The sequence below is a fragment of the Streptomyces panaciradicis genome (assembly GCF_023516615.1).
GTDB lineage: Bacteria > Actinomycetota > Actinomycetes > Streptomycetales > Streptomycetaceae > Streptomyces > Streptomyces panaciradicis.
Map to the genome: position 1 here is coordinate 1 of NZ_JAMGBF010000168.1, position 13,919 is coordinate 13,919.

The window sequence follows — 13,919 nt, forward strand, 5'->3', positions numbered from 1 at the left end:
CATCGTCAGTGCCTGCCGCCGTAGTCATGGTCGTCTCGTGCCCTGTCTCTCGTCCGCTGGTGGCCGTGGGGCCGGAGGGGGGTCCGGCCCCACGACGTCACTGGGGTGTCAAGCGGCCTGAAAAGCCGTTCGTTTCCGGGGAACGGCACACGGTGCTCACCGGCACCGTGCCGTCCGGCTCGGTCCGGCGTCGAGGTACGGATACCGAGCACTGCCCCTACGGACAGACTGTTCTGCCCAAGCGTCTTCCCGCGCCGGCCGGCCCGACCGAACGGCGGCTGCAAGTGGCGGCCAAGTAAACGCCAAGGAGGGACGGTGACCATCGTCTCGCCCGCCATCCGGTTCTCCGTGCCGGACCAGGAAGGACGTTGGGGATGATCTCGATCGCGGTCTTCGCCGGTGACCGGATCACCGGCGACGGGGCCGTCTGCTATCTGCGCGGTCAGCGCGGACTGACAGTCCTGCCCGACGGGGCGGAGGCGCAAGCGGACGTCGTCCTGATCCTCACGACCGAGGTCACCGAGGAGACGATGGCGCTGATGGAGCGGGCCGCCGCCCGTTCGGTCAGGCCCGGTATGGGCATCGTGCTGGTCACCGCCGGTCTGCAGCAGGCGCAACTCGCCCGGGCCATGCGCAGCGGCCTGCGCGGAGTGGTGTGGCGTCAGGACAGCGGGTACGACAAAGTCGTCCAGGCCGTCCGGAACGTCGCCGCCGGAGACGCACTGTTGCCCGCCCGGGTCCAGGGCTGGCTGGTCGATCACGTCGGGGTGGTCGAGCGCGACGTGCTCCGGCCCAGAGGGCTGACGCCGTCCGGCTTGGACCACCGCGAGGTGGACGTGCTGCGGCTCTTGGCCGACGGCTTCGACACAACGGAAATCGCGCAAAAACTGAACTACTCGGAGCGCACCATCAAGAGCGTCGTCAGCGCCATTCTGAATCGCCTTGGGCTGCGCAACCGCGCACACGCCGTCGCCTTCGCGCTCCGGTCCGGGACGCTGCCCTGACGGCGGCCCGCCGTGCACTGGTGCATTGCGCCCTGAACCGTGGGCAGTGACCCGAAGCTCCCGGGTTCACCACTTCCCTGACGCCCCGCTCAGCACGAGCACCTTGGCGCGTCATGACGACGTGCGCCTGCCCTCGCATGCGCCACGTCTGTTTCTCTGCCCCAGGCACCCACTTGACACCACCCCCTTATCGGCAACAGTGTATCCATTATGAGCACCTGGTCTGAGCCGCAGCCCGATTCCCGGTTCGTCGTGGTGGACGGTCTGCCGATCCACTACAAACGCGCTGGTCACGGCCCGGCACTCGTCCTGTTGCACGGCAGCGCCTCGTCGCTTCAGCACTACGACCGTGCGGCGGACCTGCTGTCGGAGTCGTTCGACGTCATCCGTCCCGACCTGCCGGGGTTCGGCCTGACCGGCCCTCGCGAGGACCGCGACTATCGCGTCCCCACCTACGCCGCGACCATGGCCGGCCTCTTGGACGCGCTGGGCGTGCCGCGTTGCGCGGTGGCCGGCAATTCACTGGGCGGCAACATCGCCTGGAACCTCGCACTGGATGACCCCGAGCGGCTGAACGGCCTGATCCTGGTCAATGCGACCGGCTACCCGGAGAAGGAGATGCCGACAGGCATGCGCCTGACCCGCAACCCGCTGCTGCGTCCTGTGCTGCGGCGGGTGATGCCGCGCGGCGGCATCGAACGCAGCCTGCGCTCGACCGTCGGCCCACGCTCCACGATCGTGGACGAGACCATGGTGGACCGGGCGCATCAGCTCATGAGCCGGCCCGGAAACCGTTCGGCCTTCGTGGACTTCTGCAACACCGATCAGCCGGACCGCAGCACGGAGATTCCCCGCATCAGTGTGCCCACACTCGTGCTTCGCAGCGCGAGCATCGACGGCCAGCACTTCGCCCGCGACATTCCCGGCGCCGAGGAGCTGGTGCATCCCGACGCCGGTCACCTGCTGCCGGAAGAAGATCCGCAGTGGGTCGCGGACGCGATCGCCACGTTCCTCGGCTCCGCCGCCGACACCGCCACGCACTGAGGCCAGGAGGCCCGTCCCATGAAGTACTTCGTCGCAGCGGGCGAGGACCGCGGGCTCACCGCAAGCGAACGGCACGCCCTGCGCGGCAGCTTCGTCGAGCTGTCCGACGGTGTCACGCACTACGAGCTGACCGGCCCCGACGACGGGGAGGTGGTCCTGATGGCGGGCGGACTGACCGTCCCGCTGTTCTATTGGGACCGTCTCGTCACCGAGCTGCACACCCGCGGCCTGAAGACACTGACCTGCAGCGCCTACGGCCGGGGCTACTCGGACCGGGTGCGGGCGCGCTACGACGAGGAGCTGTTCACCCGCCAGCTCGCCGAGTTGACGGAGCGGCTCGGTCTGACGGCACGGCCACTGCACCTCGTCGGCACCTCGATGGGCGCACTGGTCGCGATGACCTACGCCGCCCGGTACCGGCCGTCGGTCTCCACGCTCACCCTCGTCGGACCCGCCGGTCTCGCGAAACCGCAACCGACCTCTCCCCACCGGCTGTTGCGCAACGACCTGCTGGCCGGTGTCATCGCCCGGCGGCGCGGCCACCGGATTCTCCGGGGCCATCTCGGGCACAACGTCCGCGACCCCGCGCTGGGTGCGCACCTGACGGAGATGGTCCTCGACGCCTTCCGCTTCGAGGGTTCGCTGTACGCGGTGTTCGACACGTTGCAGCACCTGCCGGTCGCCGGCCGGGACGCCCTCTTCCGGCAGACGGGGATGCTGGGCATCCCGACGCTGCTCCTGTGGGGCGACGAGGACGAAATCACGCCCCTGGTCGACATCGATACCGCACGTGCTCTGCTCAAGCCCCGGCACCATCACGTGATCCCCGCATGCGGACACATGGCCCCCTTCGAACGGCCCCGCGAGGTCGCGGAACAGATCGTCCGGTTCGTGGACGCGCGCAGCGAAAGGCTCGACTCGTGAACCACCCTCAGGTCATCGACGTCCTGGTCGTCGGCGCGGGCCCGTCGGGCTCCGCCGTGGCAATCGATCTCGTACGCCGGGGACTCGCCGTACGGATCGTCGACAGGTCGCCTCACGCGTTCGACGGCTCCCGTGCGAAGGGCGTCCAGCCCCGCAGCCTCGAAGTCCTCGAAGACCTCGGCGCCCTCGACGACGTATTGGCCGGCGGCAGCGTCTACCCCAGACTCGGCATCCACGCGGGACCTCTCGCCCTGCCGTGGAAGATGTTCCCCCACAAGGAGGCGAGCCCGGACGTTCCCTATCCGAACACCTGGCTCATCCCTCAGTTCCGCACGGACCGCGCACTGCACGCCCGGCTCAGTGCGCTCGGGCGCGACATCGAGTTCGGAAAAGAACTGACCGAGCTGACACAGGACGAGAACACGGTGGTCGCCAAGGTGGCGGGCGCATACGGCACGGAGGAGATCGTCGCCCGGTACGTCGTGGGCGCCGACGGCGGTTCCAGCGCCGTACGCAAGCAACTCGGCGTCGGGTTCGTCGGGACGACGGACGAGAGCGACCGGATGCTCATCGTCGACGCCTCGGTGAGCGGCCTGGCCCGCAACCGCTGGCACATGTGGCCCGCCCGGGGCGGCAGGTTCATCGGCGCCTGCCCGCTGCCCGGCAGCGACATGTTCCAGTGGATGATCCGACTCATTCCGGACGAGGAACCGCCTGCGAAAAAGGAGGACATCCTCCGGCGGATCCACGACCACACCCACAACCGGCGTATTCAGCTGCACGACATCCGATGGACGTCGGTGTTCCGGCCCAACATCCGTCTGGCGGAGCGCTATCGCCGTGGACGGGTCTTCCTCGCCGGTGACGCCGCGCACGTCCACACCCCGGCCGGTGCGCAGGGCCTGAACACCGGCCTGCAGGACGGCTACAACATCGGCTGGAAGCTCGGCCAGGTCCTCGCCGGGGCGGACGCGGCGCTGCTGGACAGCTACGAGGCCGAGCGGCAGCCGATCGCCGCCGGAGTCCTGGGCCTGTCCACGGACAAGTGGGACGGCCTCACCACACTCGACCCGTCGAGCATGAAGCGCGGCAAGGACGAGCAGCAACTCGCCCTGACCTACTACGGCGGCCCGCTGGCCCCCGCCGACGGCATGCGCACCGGCACACTTCGGGTGGGCGATCGCGCCCCGGACGCCGGTCTGCTCGGCGCCGACGGCGTCGAGGCCCGGCTGTTCGACGTCTTGCGCGGACCGGACTTCACCGCCGTCGCCTACGGCCGCGACGCGGCCCGGGCCCTTGAAAAGCTCACCTGGCCGACAGCGGGCGCCCAGCTGAAGCGGCTCACCGTCGGCCCGGCCGCGGCCGACTTCACCTTCTCCGACCCCGAGAACACGCTGCGGCGCGCCTACGGCCTGACCGGCGACACGCTGCTGCTGATCCGTCCCGACGGCCACCTCGGTCACATCGCCACGTCGGACTTCCTCACCAGCACGCAGACAGCCGCACGCCTCATGACGCCGTAGGCAAGGAGCCGCACCCATGTCCCAACACAGCCGTATCCACTCCGCTCGGGGGGCCGCCGCATGAGCCGCGTACTGCTGCGCGCGGCGCGGGTCATCACGATGGCGCCGGACCGGCCCGACGCCGAACACCTCGACGTCCTCGTCGACGGCGACCGCATCGCCGAGGTCGGCGCGAGCATCGAGGCGCCCGACGCCGAAGCCGTCGACCTCTCCGGCCGCATCCTGATCCCCGGCCTGGTCAACGCCCACCTGCACACCTGGCAGACCGCTCTGCGCTCCGCGGGCGCCGACTGGACGCTGATGGAGTACCTCACCCGCCTCCACGGCGAGTGCGTCGGGCACTACACCCCGGCCGACATGCACATCAGCAACCTCGCCGGCGCGCTGAACCAGATCAACTGCGGTACGACCACGGTGGGCGACTGGTGTCACAACGCTCTGTCGCCCGAACACGCCGACGCCGCCGTCGAGGGACTGGTCCAGGCCGGCATCCGCGCCGTCTTCCTGCACGGCACACCGTACCGCTCCCCGGACATCCCTCACCCGCTCGCCGAGATCGACCGGCTGCTCGCCGGCCCCGTACGAGCCCACTCCCTCCTCACCCTGGGCATGGCGATCCAGGGGCCCCAATACTCCGCACCGGACACCGCGGTGGCCGATTTCCGAGCCGGCGAGGAACGCGGTCTCGTCGTCTCGACGCACCAGAGCGGCGGCGAGCCCTCACCCGGCTGGGAGGCCCTGCGCTCCGCCAGGCTGTTCGGCCCCCTGACCAACATCGTGCACGGATCCGGCCTGCCCGAGGACTGGATCAAGACGCTCGTCGACGCGGGCGCCACGTTCACCGCGACTCCGGAGAACGAACTCGGCCAGGGACACGGCACACCCGTCACCGGATCCCTCCTGCGCCTGGGCGCCGCACCGTCCCTGGGCACCGACATCGACACGGCCGTACCCGGCAAGCTCCTCACCGCCGCCCGCATCGCCCTTGCCCACCAGCGCGCCGTGGACCACGCACAGCACCGGCAGACGACCGGCACGTACGCCGGCAGCCCCTCGGTCACCGCCAAACAGGCGCTGGCCTGGGCCACGGTCGAAGGAGCCAGGGCTCTGGGCCTGGCCGACCGGGTGGGCCGGATCGAGGTGGGCATGCAGGCCGACCTGGTGGCTGTCGACGCACGCGCACTCAACCTGTGGCCGGCACACGATCCGGTCGCCACGGTCCTGCACGCCGACATCGCGAACATCGAAGCCGTGATGGTCGCCGGCACCTGGCGAAAACGCGATCACGTCCTGGTCACCAACCGCCTCGACGAGGTCAAGGACCAGCTCCGCGAGTCCGGCGAGCGGCTGCTGCGCACCATCCGGCCCGCCGGCTCCCCCGCCTGACAGGGCGCCACCGCCGGTCCCTCGGTCAGATCTCGTCGCGCAGGCGGGCAAGCCCGCTGAAGAGAAGGTCGAGGCCGAAGGAGAACTCCTCCTCGATCGGAACCGGCATCGCCCCGGCAACGGCGACGGTGGCCGGGAACAGGTCCGGATCCACGTGCTCGAAGACGGCCGCCGTCTGTGTGTCGTCGGGTTGTCCCGCGCCGTGTCCGTCGACCTGGACGGCGAACCCGAGGACGTAGCGGGCCAGCGTCGCGTACGCGTACGCGGCGACTCGCGGCGGGAAACCGTTGTCGAGCAACACGGCGACACACAGCTCCCGAAGTGCCATGGCCTTCGGCCCCATCGGAATCTGCTCGGCCAACAGGCGCGCCGCGTTCCGGTGGCGGGCCAAGGCGTCGAACATGGTGTGCGCGACCGTCCGCAGCGCACGCTCCCAGCCCATCGTCAGGAGTTCGTCGCCGTTCAGTTCCACCGCGCCGAACATGCGGTCCACGACATGGGCGACCAGGGCCGCGCGGTTGTCGAAGTGCCGGTACAGCGTCGCCGTGCCCGAGCCCAGACGCTGGGCCAGCGTCCGCATCGAGAGAGCGTCAGAACCCTCCTCGTCCACGATCGTCAGAGCTGTAGCGACGATGCGCTCCAACGGCACCGGCGGCCGCCCCGGAGAACGCCGAGCCGAGGTCGCGCCCGCTCGCGCAGGACCAGCTTCTGCCACGGAACGCCCCACCTCCTCGATCAGCACGATAACAGCGACACCGTAGCCGATATGCAGGTCACCGAGCGGACCCGGCGCCCGACGCCCGGTCGGCCGCGCGGTGCGGAGTACTCGCGGAAAGGATGTCGGCCGTTCGGCACGCGCGGTGCAGTCGGTGGTGACTTAGGCCCGGCGGATCTCTCCGTCGCGGTCGATGACAGCGGGATGGGGGCCGCCGCTGCCTCCTCCTGTGGAACGTTCGCCGGGCAGTAGCCGGGCAGTGTGGCGTCGAAGCCCTCGCAAGACCTGGGGCGGGAGCCGGTTGTGGTGTTACGGCTGGTGCTGAGTCGCCGTCGTCATGACGGCCGTCCTTCGGGAGGGTGCGGGCCGGCGCCGGGTGCCGTGGCATGCGGGGTGGTGTCCGGACGGGGCGTGGTGCCGGTGACGTGATCCGTCGTATGCGAGGCGATGTCGTCGCCGCTGTTCTCGCCGCGGGTGGCGATGAGGGACCAGACGATGGAGACGGTGATGGTGATGGCGATGACGGAGAGGGTGAGGGGGATCGGCAGCTTGCCGACAGGCGTCTCCGAGAGGATGAGCTTTACGCCGGCGAAGGCCAGCAGCACGGCAAGCCCGTAGTGCAGGTACTTGAAGCGGCGCAGGAGTCCGGCCAGGCAGAAGTACAGGCTGCGCAGACCGAGGACGGCGAAGGCGTTGGCGGTCCACACGATGAAGGTGTTGGTGGTGATCGCCAGGACGGCGGCGACGGAGTCGACGGCGAAGACGAGGTCGGTTGCCTCGATGGCGACCAGGACCACGAACAGCAGGGTGGCGATGCGTTTGCCTCCGACTTTGACGAAGAACTTGTCGCCGTGGAAGCGAGGGTCGGTGGGGATGATCCTCTTGACGAGTCGGACGACGGGGTTGCGGTCGGGATGTACCTTCTCGTCCTTGGACACGGCCATCTTGTAGCCGGTCCAGATGAGGAACGCACCGAACAGGTAGGCGGTCCAGAAGAAGACATGGAGCAGTTCGGCTCCGATGAAGATGAACACCAGACGGGCTGCGAGCGCCCCGATGACGCCCCAGAAGAGGACCTTGTGCTGGTAGGCGTCGGGCACGGCGAAGAAGGAGAGGACCAGCGCGAAGACGAAGACGTTGTCGATCGACAAGGCCTTCTCGATCAGGTAGCCGGCAAAGTACGTCGAGGACGCCTCGCCGCCCTGCCAGAGCAGAAGGATGAGGCCGAAGCCGAGGCCCACGGCGATCCACAGGCCACTCCACAACGCGGCCTCGCGGAAGCCGATCACATGGTTGTCGCGGTGGGCGATGAGGTCGACGGCGAGCATGACACCGATGCCGACGGTGACCGCGGCCCACATCCAGAGCGGGACGGCGAATGACAGTTCACTCATGGTGGATCGCCTTCCTGAGGGCGGGGTCGCAATGACGAGTGCGGTGAGGAGATGGGGGTTGCCCCAGGCCCTGGCGGGTTACGGAGGGCTGCCGGGCCCGGGTACTGATTCGCCTAGGTGTCCGTATGGGCATCCACCTCCCTCGGTTCAGGCAAGCCGCCGCATGGCGGGACGAGCCGAGCGGCGGGGGCGCAGGGCAAGGGCGAGGCACAGACCGCCGACGACCAGGTCCACCGTCGCCGGCAGCCACCACGGCGCGAGCATGCTCATCACGCCTCCTCGGGGGAGGCAACGGGCAGACGGCACTGGGCGAGAGTCCAGATGCTGCGCACCCCGGCGGGCGACAGGTCGGCGGGGCCGAGTCCGGAGCCGGTGGCGGGGGGTGCGAAGCCGGCTGGATTGACGGCGTAGACGAAGGGGCCGCCGCGTACGGCGGAGGCTTCGATCAGACTGTGCGCGTCCAGACCGGCCGGACCCCGGTTCGAGGCCACCACCAGCGGTGAATGGTGGCGGGCGGCCAGATTCAGCACCCCGCCCGCGGCCCGCGGCCCGGGCTGCCCGCCACTGTCGGCCGGGACGCGGTGAACGACAGGGATGTAGCCGACTCCGGCGGTACGCAGCCGGGGCAGCACCCGGGCAAGGGACACCCGGGCCGCCTGCGCGTCCGTCCGGGCACGGTCCGGAATCCGCGACGGCGCGGACAGGACGGCGACCAGCAGCACCGGTGCCTTGCGGGGAGCGGCCAGCCGCACGGCTGCGTCCACCACGGCCACATCATCGGAACGGCCGGTCACCAGCGCGGCCACCGGGTGCGGCAGGGACAGCGGCAGCCCTGAAGAGGTGGTGTCTGCCGGGCGGACCTGGGTCGAGACGGAGGGGTGGGGAGACATCGTGACCCCCTTTCGCAGGGGCGAGACGAGTGGTCGGGGTATGTCCAGCGTCACCCGTCCCCTGATTCACGTCAAGGGTTACGCGAAAACTTTTTCGTCAATTGCCTTTCGCGAAATCATGTTGCGTATACGAAGTCGGCTTCGTATCCTCGAGGCCATGAGTCAGCCCTCCAGCTCGCGTGGCGACCAGTGGACCTTCCTCACGAATCACGCCAGGGTCCTGATCGCTCTCGCCCGCGACTCCGAAGCACGGGGGCGCGATGTCGCCGATGCGATCGGCATCACCGAACGCGCGGTCCAGCTGATCGTGGCCGACCTCGAAGCGGCCGGGTACCTCACCCGTGAGCGCATCGGACGCCGCAACCACTACACCATCGATCCCACTGTCGCCCTGCGCCATCCCAACGAGGCGGACCACCCCGTCGGCGACCTCCTGACCACCTTCCTGCACCGCGAGGACGCCCCCACCCCCGATCCCGAACACGCCGCCCCATAAAGCGATCCAGCCCGCAACCGATCCGGTACAGCGCTCACACCGCCGTGCGCCGCTGACAGAACGTTTCAGGGGCGCCCGTGTGCCGCACGGGCGCCCCGGGTGTCACTTCGCTTCCGCCGAGCCCGCGCCGGTCTTCCGGCGCACGTCGTCCATGTCGACGGCGCGGATCTTTCCGATCAGTTCCTCCAGCGCCTGGGGCGGCATCGCCCCGGGCTGCGAGTACAGGACGGTCCGGTCGCGGATGGCCATCAGGGTGGTCCCGCCACACATACTGATCGTGCCGTGGTTCCAGCAGATGCTCACCCTCAACCTGCTCGACACCTACGCGGCGGTGATGCTGCCGCAGACGGTCGCGCCCGTGATGGTGTTCATCCTGAAGAAGCACTTCGACTCCCTGCCAAGGGAGTTGGAGGAAGCCGCCCGCATCGACGGCGCCGGACACTTCCGGATCTTCTGGTCCGTGCTCCTGCCGCTGTCCCGCCCGGTGCTGTCGGCAGTGGCGATCTTCGTGTTCATCGGCGCCTGGAACAACTTCCTGTGGCCCTTCGTCTCCACCGTCCTGGCGGCACTGCCGCTGGTGGTCGTCTTCCTGTTCTTCCAGCGGCACATCGTGAAGTCGGTGGCGACGACGGGCCTCGGCGGTCAGTGAGCCGCCCGGGCCCTCGCCGGCAGGTGTGGAGCGCGGCGGAGGGCCTTGAGTGAGTGTCAGGTCCATCATGCCTGTTCGCAGGTGCTTTCGGTAGGACGAAGCGCACGCCTGTACGGCCTTGTTGCGGGGGGTGCCGTGCCCGCAGACTCGTCGTCATCCACTCTCCGGCCGACGTGCCGGCAGTCGCCTTCGGCTGCCGGCACGTTCGCCGTGCTGTCTCACCGTGGGACATGCGCCGGCCGGGGAGGGACGGGGACGAAGGGGATCGATGGATCGGGACATGGTCGTGCTGGCGAAGGTCAAGCTGCTCAGTGCCAACCGGTGTGTGGTGCGAGGCGTCGAGGGGCTGTGGATCTACCGTCTGCTGACGCAGGTCGAGCCGGAGGTGTACGGATCGAAGCTGGCGTACGTCCTGGTGGAGGAGAGCGGCTCACCCCTGGTGAGGGAGTTGCCTGACCGCAGGCTGGCCCTGCTCGACGAGGCGGTGGAGGTGGCGAAGGCCCTCAGCTCGGCGAACCCGTATAGGGAGAAGGTCCTGCAGAGGGCACTGGCGGCGAGAGCTCGCCTGATGCCGTAGCCGAAGGTGGGGTCCCGGCTCAAGTCGGGACCCCACCGGCACCGTCCGTGGCCCCGACTGATGTCACCGTCGGAAGGCTTGCGACGATGGCCGCACTACGCCGCGACTACGGCGACGCCTGTCCGGCCTCCGTCGACGTCCACCACCGTTCCGTGCACGAAGGCTGCTTCATCGCTGGCCAGCCAGACCACGGCGTGCGCGATGGCATCCGGTGTGCCGACGCCGCCCGCGGGCGTGCCCTTCATCATGACCTCCCCGGCGTGGGGCTCGCTGCCCTCGGGGGCGGGCGGCAGGATCACTCCGGGCGAGACGGCGTTCACGCGCACGCCCATCGGGCCGAACTCCGCGGCCCAGGCCCGCGTCAGGGTCTCCATGGCCCCCTTGGTGGAGCTGTAGAGCGCGCCCAGCGGAACGGCCAGGCGCGCGATCCAGGACCCGAGGTTGACGATCACGCCGCCGCCGGCCTCCGCCATGGCCGGGGCGACGGCGGCGGTGAGGAAAAAGGGTGCCTTGACGTTGACGCCGTAGACCTGGTCGAAGGTCTTCTCGTCGGTGGCGGGGGTGCTGGGGGCCGGGTAGATGCCGGCGTTGTTCACGAGGATGTCGATCCGCCCGTCCAGGACCTCGCGAGCCTGTTCGGCCAGGTCCCGGGAGGCCTCGGCGCTGCCGTCGAGGTCCGCGGCGAGGAAGTCGGCCCGGCCGCCGGAGGCTCGGATGCTCTCCACGACGTGGGCCCCGCGTTCCCGATTGCGCCCGGAGACCACGACATGGGCGCCCTCGGCGGCGAACGCCTCGGCGATCGCCTGCCCGATGTTGCTGGTCGATCCTGTGACCAGCGCCTTCCTGTTCCGCAGTCGTTCACTCATGACGGTGGTCTTCCTTCCTCCGGCCCGCGCTGTGCGGAGGCCGATCCGCGGGGTGCGGTCGGCGACGGGGACAACAGTGCGCCGCGAAAAATGGACCGGCAAGTCCAGAAAGCTGCGGGCCGTAGCTAGACTGGACCAACCAGTCCACTCAGCTGCGAGGAGATGTCATGGCGCAGGTGGCGACCGCCAAGGGCCGCGCGACCCGGGCCCGCATCGTCGAGGGGGCGGCGGAGGTGCTGCGCGAGCAGGGGGTCGCGTTCACGACGCTCGACGACATCCGCAGCCGTACCGGCACGAGCAAGAGTCAGCTCTTCCACTACTTCCCGAACGGCAAGGACGAACTGCTCCTGGCGGTGGCCCAGTTCGAGGCAGACCGCGTCCTGGAGGACCAACAACCCCACCTGGGCCGGCTGGACTCCTGGGAGTCCTGGCAGCGATGGCGGGATGCGGTGGTGGAGCGCTACGAACGCCAGGGCGAGCACTGCCCCTTGGGATCGCTGTTCCTTCAGGTCGGGCGTTCGCGGCCCGGGGCCCGGGCGATCGTCACGGAGCTGATGAGGCAATGGCAGCAGCAGCTCGCCCAGGGCATGCTCGCCCTTCAGGCCAAGGACCTTGTCTCGCCGGAGCTCGATGTCGACCGGACGGCCGCCGCCCTGCTGGCCGGCATTCAGGGAGGCGTGACCATGATGATGTCCACGGGCGACTCCACTCATCTGAAGGCGGCGCTGGACACGGGCCTCGATTACCTACGGGCCCGGGCGACGGGCTCCGGAGACGTGTGAAGCGGGGGCCGCGCGGCGTGGACATCCATCAGCCGCACGCACCCTCCCTCCCCTACGCCGCTCCAGGAGGCGAACACGCGCAGGAGCAGGTCAGGAAGGCTTTCACCGTCGGTCGGCGACCAGGCGCAGGGCCGGCGCGCTGCGGAGGCTGGTGAAGGTGACGACCAGAGCGACAGCCTGGAGCACCGCGCAGACCAGCAGCGCCCGGCCCAGATGCGGGGGCGGCGTCAGGGCGACGATGACGCCGGCCGCGGGGAAGGGCAGCAGCAGGATCAGCATGGTCAGGGAGAGCGTGGCGCCGAGGGCCGTCGACGGGATGACCAGCGACCGTACAGTACGCAAGACGACCGTGAGGCCACCGTCGCCTGCCATGAAGATGGCGACCAGGATCGTGTAGGAGACATAGGACGGCGCCAACGGCAGGCCCAGACAGGCCGCGGAGGCGAGCGTCGCGGACACGACGCCCACCGCCCACAGGTCGAGCCGGCTCAGCACCAGACGGCAGCAGGTGATCGCCAGCAGCGTCGCCACCGCGGCGGCCGACCACATGGTGCCCACGCTGGCGGAGGAGCGGCCGAAGGTCTCCACGACGATGACCGGACTGGCGGACTGCAGCAGCCCGAGGGCGAGGTTCGAGCAGGCCAGGCCACCCACGAGCCAGCCCAGCGCCGGCAGCCGCACCAACGTGCGCAGGCCCGCCCGCAGCCCGCCGGCCTTACCCGCCCCGTCCGGGGACGCGGCACGCAGCGGTGTCGGCGGGGTCTGCAGTCCGAGTACGGCGGCGAACAACGACACCGCGCTCAGACATGCGAGCATCCACCCGGGGCCTGCCAGCAGCAGAAAACCGGCGAGCAGCGGGCCGACGACCGTGGCCGTCTGGTCGATGCCGACGAGTACCGCCTGTATCCCGTCCGGCCGGGCTTCCCCGCGCCGGGTGACAACGGCGCCGACAGCCTCGTTGGCGACGAACCCGAACTGCGAGAGGGTCCCGGTCACGGCCGCCAGCACCAGGATGACGACCGTCTCGGTCGTTCCCCGCGGAAGCATCGTCAGGGCGACCGCCGCCGCCGCGACCACCGTCGCCCGGCCGAGCGACGCCAGGAAGCACACGATGGCCGCGCCACGGCGATCCACCACGTTCCCGGCGAGTACGAATGCCGCGATCCGCGGCGTCCATTCCAGGGCGAAGGCCAGACCTGTCAAAGAGGCGGAACTGGTGATCGTCAGGACCAGAAGCGGCATCGCGTACGTCGACATGGAAAACGCCAACGCATCACTGGCACGCGGAGCATAGATTCGCCGAAAGTGACTGCCGGGTGGAACGGCTGCATGCCGACCGGCAGGCCGGTCCTCGTGCACGGTGAGGGCCACGAACAGGAGGCTTTCGGTGAGAGGTACTGGGAGGCGGAGAATAGAGGCAGTTGCCCGCGCGAGAAAGCGAGGTGCGTCAATCGACTGTACGGCGGCGGAACTCACCTTAACGGCAGGGAAAAGCAACTGACCCGCCCACACTGACAGTTGACGACTGAACTATACCGTCTCCACACCACTCTCACAGGTCAGTCCGTCAGGCTCGGCAGTATGAGGCCATATCAGCCGGATGCCGATTCTCACCCTTTTAGGGTCCGGTTCGTTACGTACCGGCCAGCTCAGAATGGCACCCTCCGTG

The 13,919-nt window shown here is 69.3% G+C and carries 15 protein-coding genes and 1 pseudogene; 9 read left to right on the forward strand and 7 right to left on the reverse strand.

Going from position 1 to position 13,919, the window contains the following annotated elements; genetic code table 11:
• Positions 1-374: 374 nt before the first annotated feature.
• The 5 genes from M8J74_RS37735 to M8J74_RS37755 all read left to right on the forward strand — a co-directional run bounded on the left by M8J74_RS37735 (position 375) and on the right by M8J74_RS37755 (position 5,881).
• Positions 375-1,004 (forward strand): helix-turn-helix transcriptional regulator, encoded by a 630-nt coding sequence (locus M8J74_RS37735; protein ID WP_249840757.1) that lies wholly within the window; start codon positions 375-377, stop codon positions 1,002-1,004.
• A gap of 210 nt (positions 1,005-1,214) precedes the next feature.
• Positions 1,215-2,048 carry an alpha/beta fold hydrolase gene (locus tag M8J74_RS37740; RefSeq protein WP_249840758.1) on the forward strand — a complete coding sequence of 278 codons (834 nt, stop codon included), beginning with the start codon at positions 1,215-1,217 and terminating at the stop codon, positions 2,046-2,048.
• Between the two features lie 18 nt (positions 2,049-2,066).
• Positions 2,067-2,972: an alpha/beta fold hydrolase gene (locus tag M8J74_RS37745; protein ID WP_249840759.1), complete on the forward strand. Its 906-nt coding sequence runs from the start codon at positions 2,067-2,069 to the stop codon at positions 2,970-2,972.
• Positions 2,969-4,495, forward strand: coding sequence for an FAD-dependent oxidoreductase (locus tag M8J74_RS37750; RefSeq protein ID WP_249840760.1), 1,527 nt, complete (start codon positions 2,969-2,971; stop codon positions 4,493-4,495). The genes M8J74_RS37745 and M8J74_RS37750 overlap by 4 nt, the downstream gene beginning before the upstream one ends.
• Before the next feature lie 60 nt (positions 4,496-4,555).
• On the forward strand, positions 4,556-5,881 hold the full coding sequence (locus tag M8J74_RS37755; protein ID WP_249840761.1) for an amidohydrolase family protein: 1,326 nt from the start codon (positions 4,556-4,558) through the stop codon (positions 5,879-5,881).
• 25 nt (positions 5,882-5,906) lie between these two features.
• Here M8J74_RS37755 and M8J74_RS37760 read toward each other — a convergent pair whose 3' ends face one another.
• From M8J74_RS37760 to M8J74_RS37770, 4 genes are all read right to left on the reverse strand, one after another.
• A complete protein-coding gene (locus tag M8J74_RS37760; RefSeq protein ID WP_249840762.1) occupies positions 5,907-6,530 on the reverse strand; it encodes a TetR/AcrR family transcriptional regulator C-terminal domain-containing protein in 624 nt (207 codons plus the stop codon).
• A 401-nt stretch (positions 6,531-6,931) separates the two neighbouring features.
• Positions 6,932-7,990 (reverse strand): TerC family protein, encoded by a 1,059-nt coding sequence (locus M8J74_RS37765; RefSeq protein ID WP_249840763.1) that lies wholly within the window; start codon positions 7,988-7,990, stop codon positions 6,932-6,934.
• Between the two features lie 147 nt (positions 7,991-8,137).
• On the reverse strand, positions 8,138-8,260 hold the full coding sequence (locus M8J74_RS44695; RefSeq protein WP_283949080.1) for a hypothetical protein: 123 nt from the start codon (positions 8,258-8,260) through the stop codon (positions 8,138-8,140).
• Positions 8,260-8,880 carry a universal stress protein gene (locus tag M8J74_RS37770; protein ID WP_249840764.1) on the reverse strand — a complete coding sequence of 207 codons (621 nt, stop codon included), beginning with the start codon at positions 8,878-8,880 and terminating at the stop codon, positions 8,260-8,262. The genes M8J74_RS44695 and M8J74_RS37770 overlap by 1 nt, the downstream gene beginning before the upstream one ends.
• A 157-nt stretch (positions 8,881-9,037) precedes the next feature.
• On the opposite strand from M8J74_RS37770, the gene M8J74_RS37775 reads away from it, so the two are divergent.
• Positions 9,038-9,376: a helix-turn-helix transcriptional regulator gene (locus M8J74_RS37775; protein WP_249840765.1), complete on the forward strand. Its 339-nt coding sequence runs from the start codon at positions 9,038-9,040 to the stop codon at positions 9,374-9,376.
• 102 nt (positions 9,377-9,478) lie between these two features.
• Here M8J74_RS37775 and M8J74_RS37780 read toward each other — a convergent pair whose 3' ends face one another.
• A complete protein-coding gene (locus tag M8J74_RS37780) occupies positions 9,479-9,625 on the reverse strand; it encodes a hypothetical protein (RefSeq protein WP_372500398.1) in 147 nt (48 codons plus the stop codon).
• 4 nt (positions 9,626-9,629) lie between these two features.
• On the opposite strand from M8J74_RS37780, the pseudogene M8J74_RS37785 reads away from it, so the two are divergent.
• Together M8J74_RS37785 and M8J74_RS37790 are read left to right on the forward strand one after the other, a co-directional pair.
• Positions 9,630-10,025: pseudogene (locus tag M8J74_RS37785) on the forward strand (carbohydrate ABC transporter permease); the annotation flags it as partial.
• 268 nt (positions 10,026-10,293) lie between these two features.
• Positions 10,294-10,602, forward strand: a complete 309-nt coding sequence (locus M8J74_RS37790; RefSeq protein ID WP_249840766.1) for a hypothetical protein — start codon at positions 10,294-10,296, stop codon at positions 10,600-10,602.
• 95 nt (positions 10,603-10,697) lie between these two features.
• Here the strand turns inward: M8J74_RS37790 and M8J74_RS37795 are convergent, their stop codons facing one another.
• Positions 10,698-11,468, reverse strand: a complete 771-nt coding sequence (locus M8J74_RS37795) for an SDR family NAD(P)-dependent oxidoreductase (RefSeq protein WP_249840767.1) — start codon at positions 11,466-11,468, stop codon at positions 10,698-10,700.
• A gap of 167 nt (positions 11,469-11,635) precedes the next feature.
• Here M8J74_RS37795 and M8J74_RS37800 point away from each other — a divergent pair, with 167 nt between their 5' ends.
• Positions 11,636-12,250, forward strand: a complete 615-nt coding sequence (locus M8J74_RS37800; RefSeq protein WP_249840768.1) for a TetR/AcrR family transcriptional regulator — start codon at positions 11,636-11,638, stop codon at positions 12,248-12,250.
• A gap of 102 nt (positions 12,251-12,352) precedes the next feature.
• Here the strand turns inward: M8J74_RS37800 and M8J74_RS37805 are convergent, their stop codons facing one another.
• Positions 12,353-13,621: an MFS transporter gene (locus M8J74_RS37805; protein ID WP_249840785.1), complete on the reverse strand. Its 1,269-nt coding sequence runs from the start codon at positions 13,619-13,621 to the stop codon at positions 12,353-12,355.
• Positions 13,622-13,919: the final 298 nt, after the last annotated feature.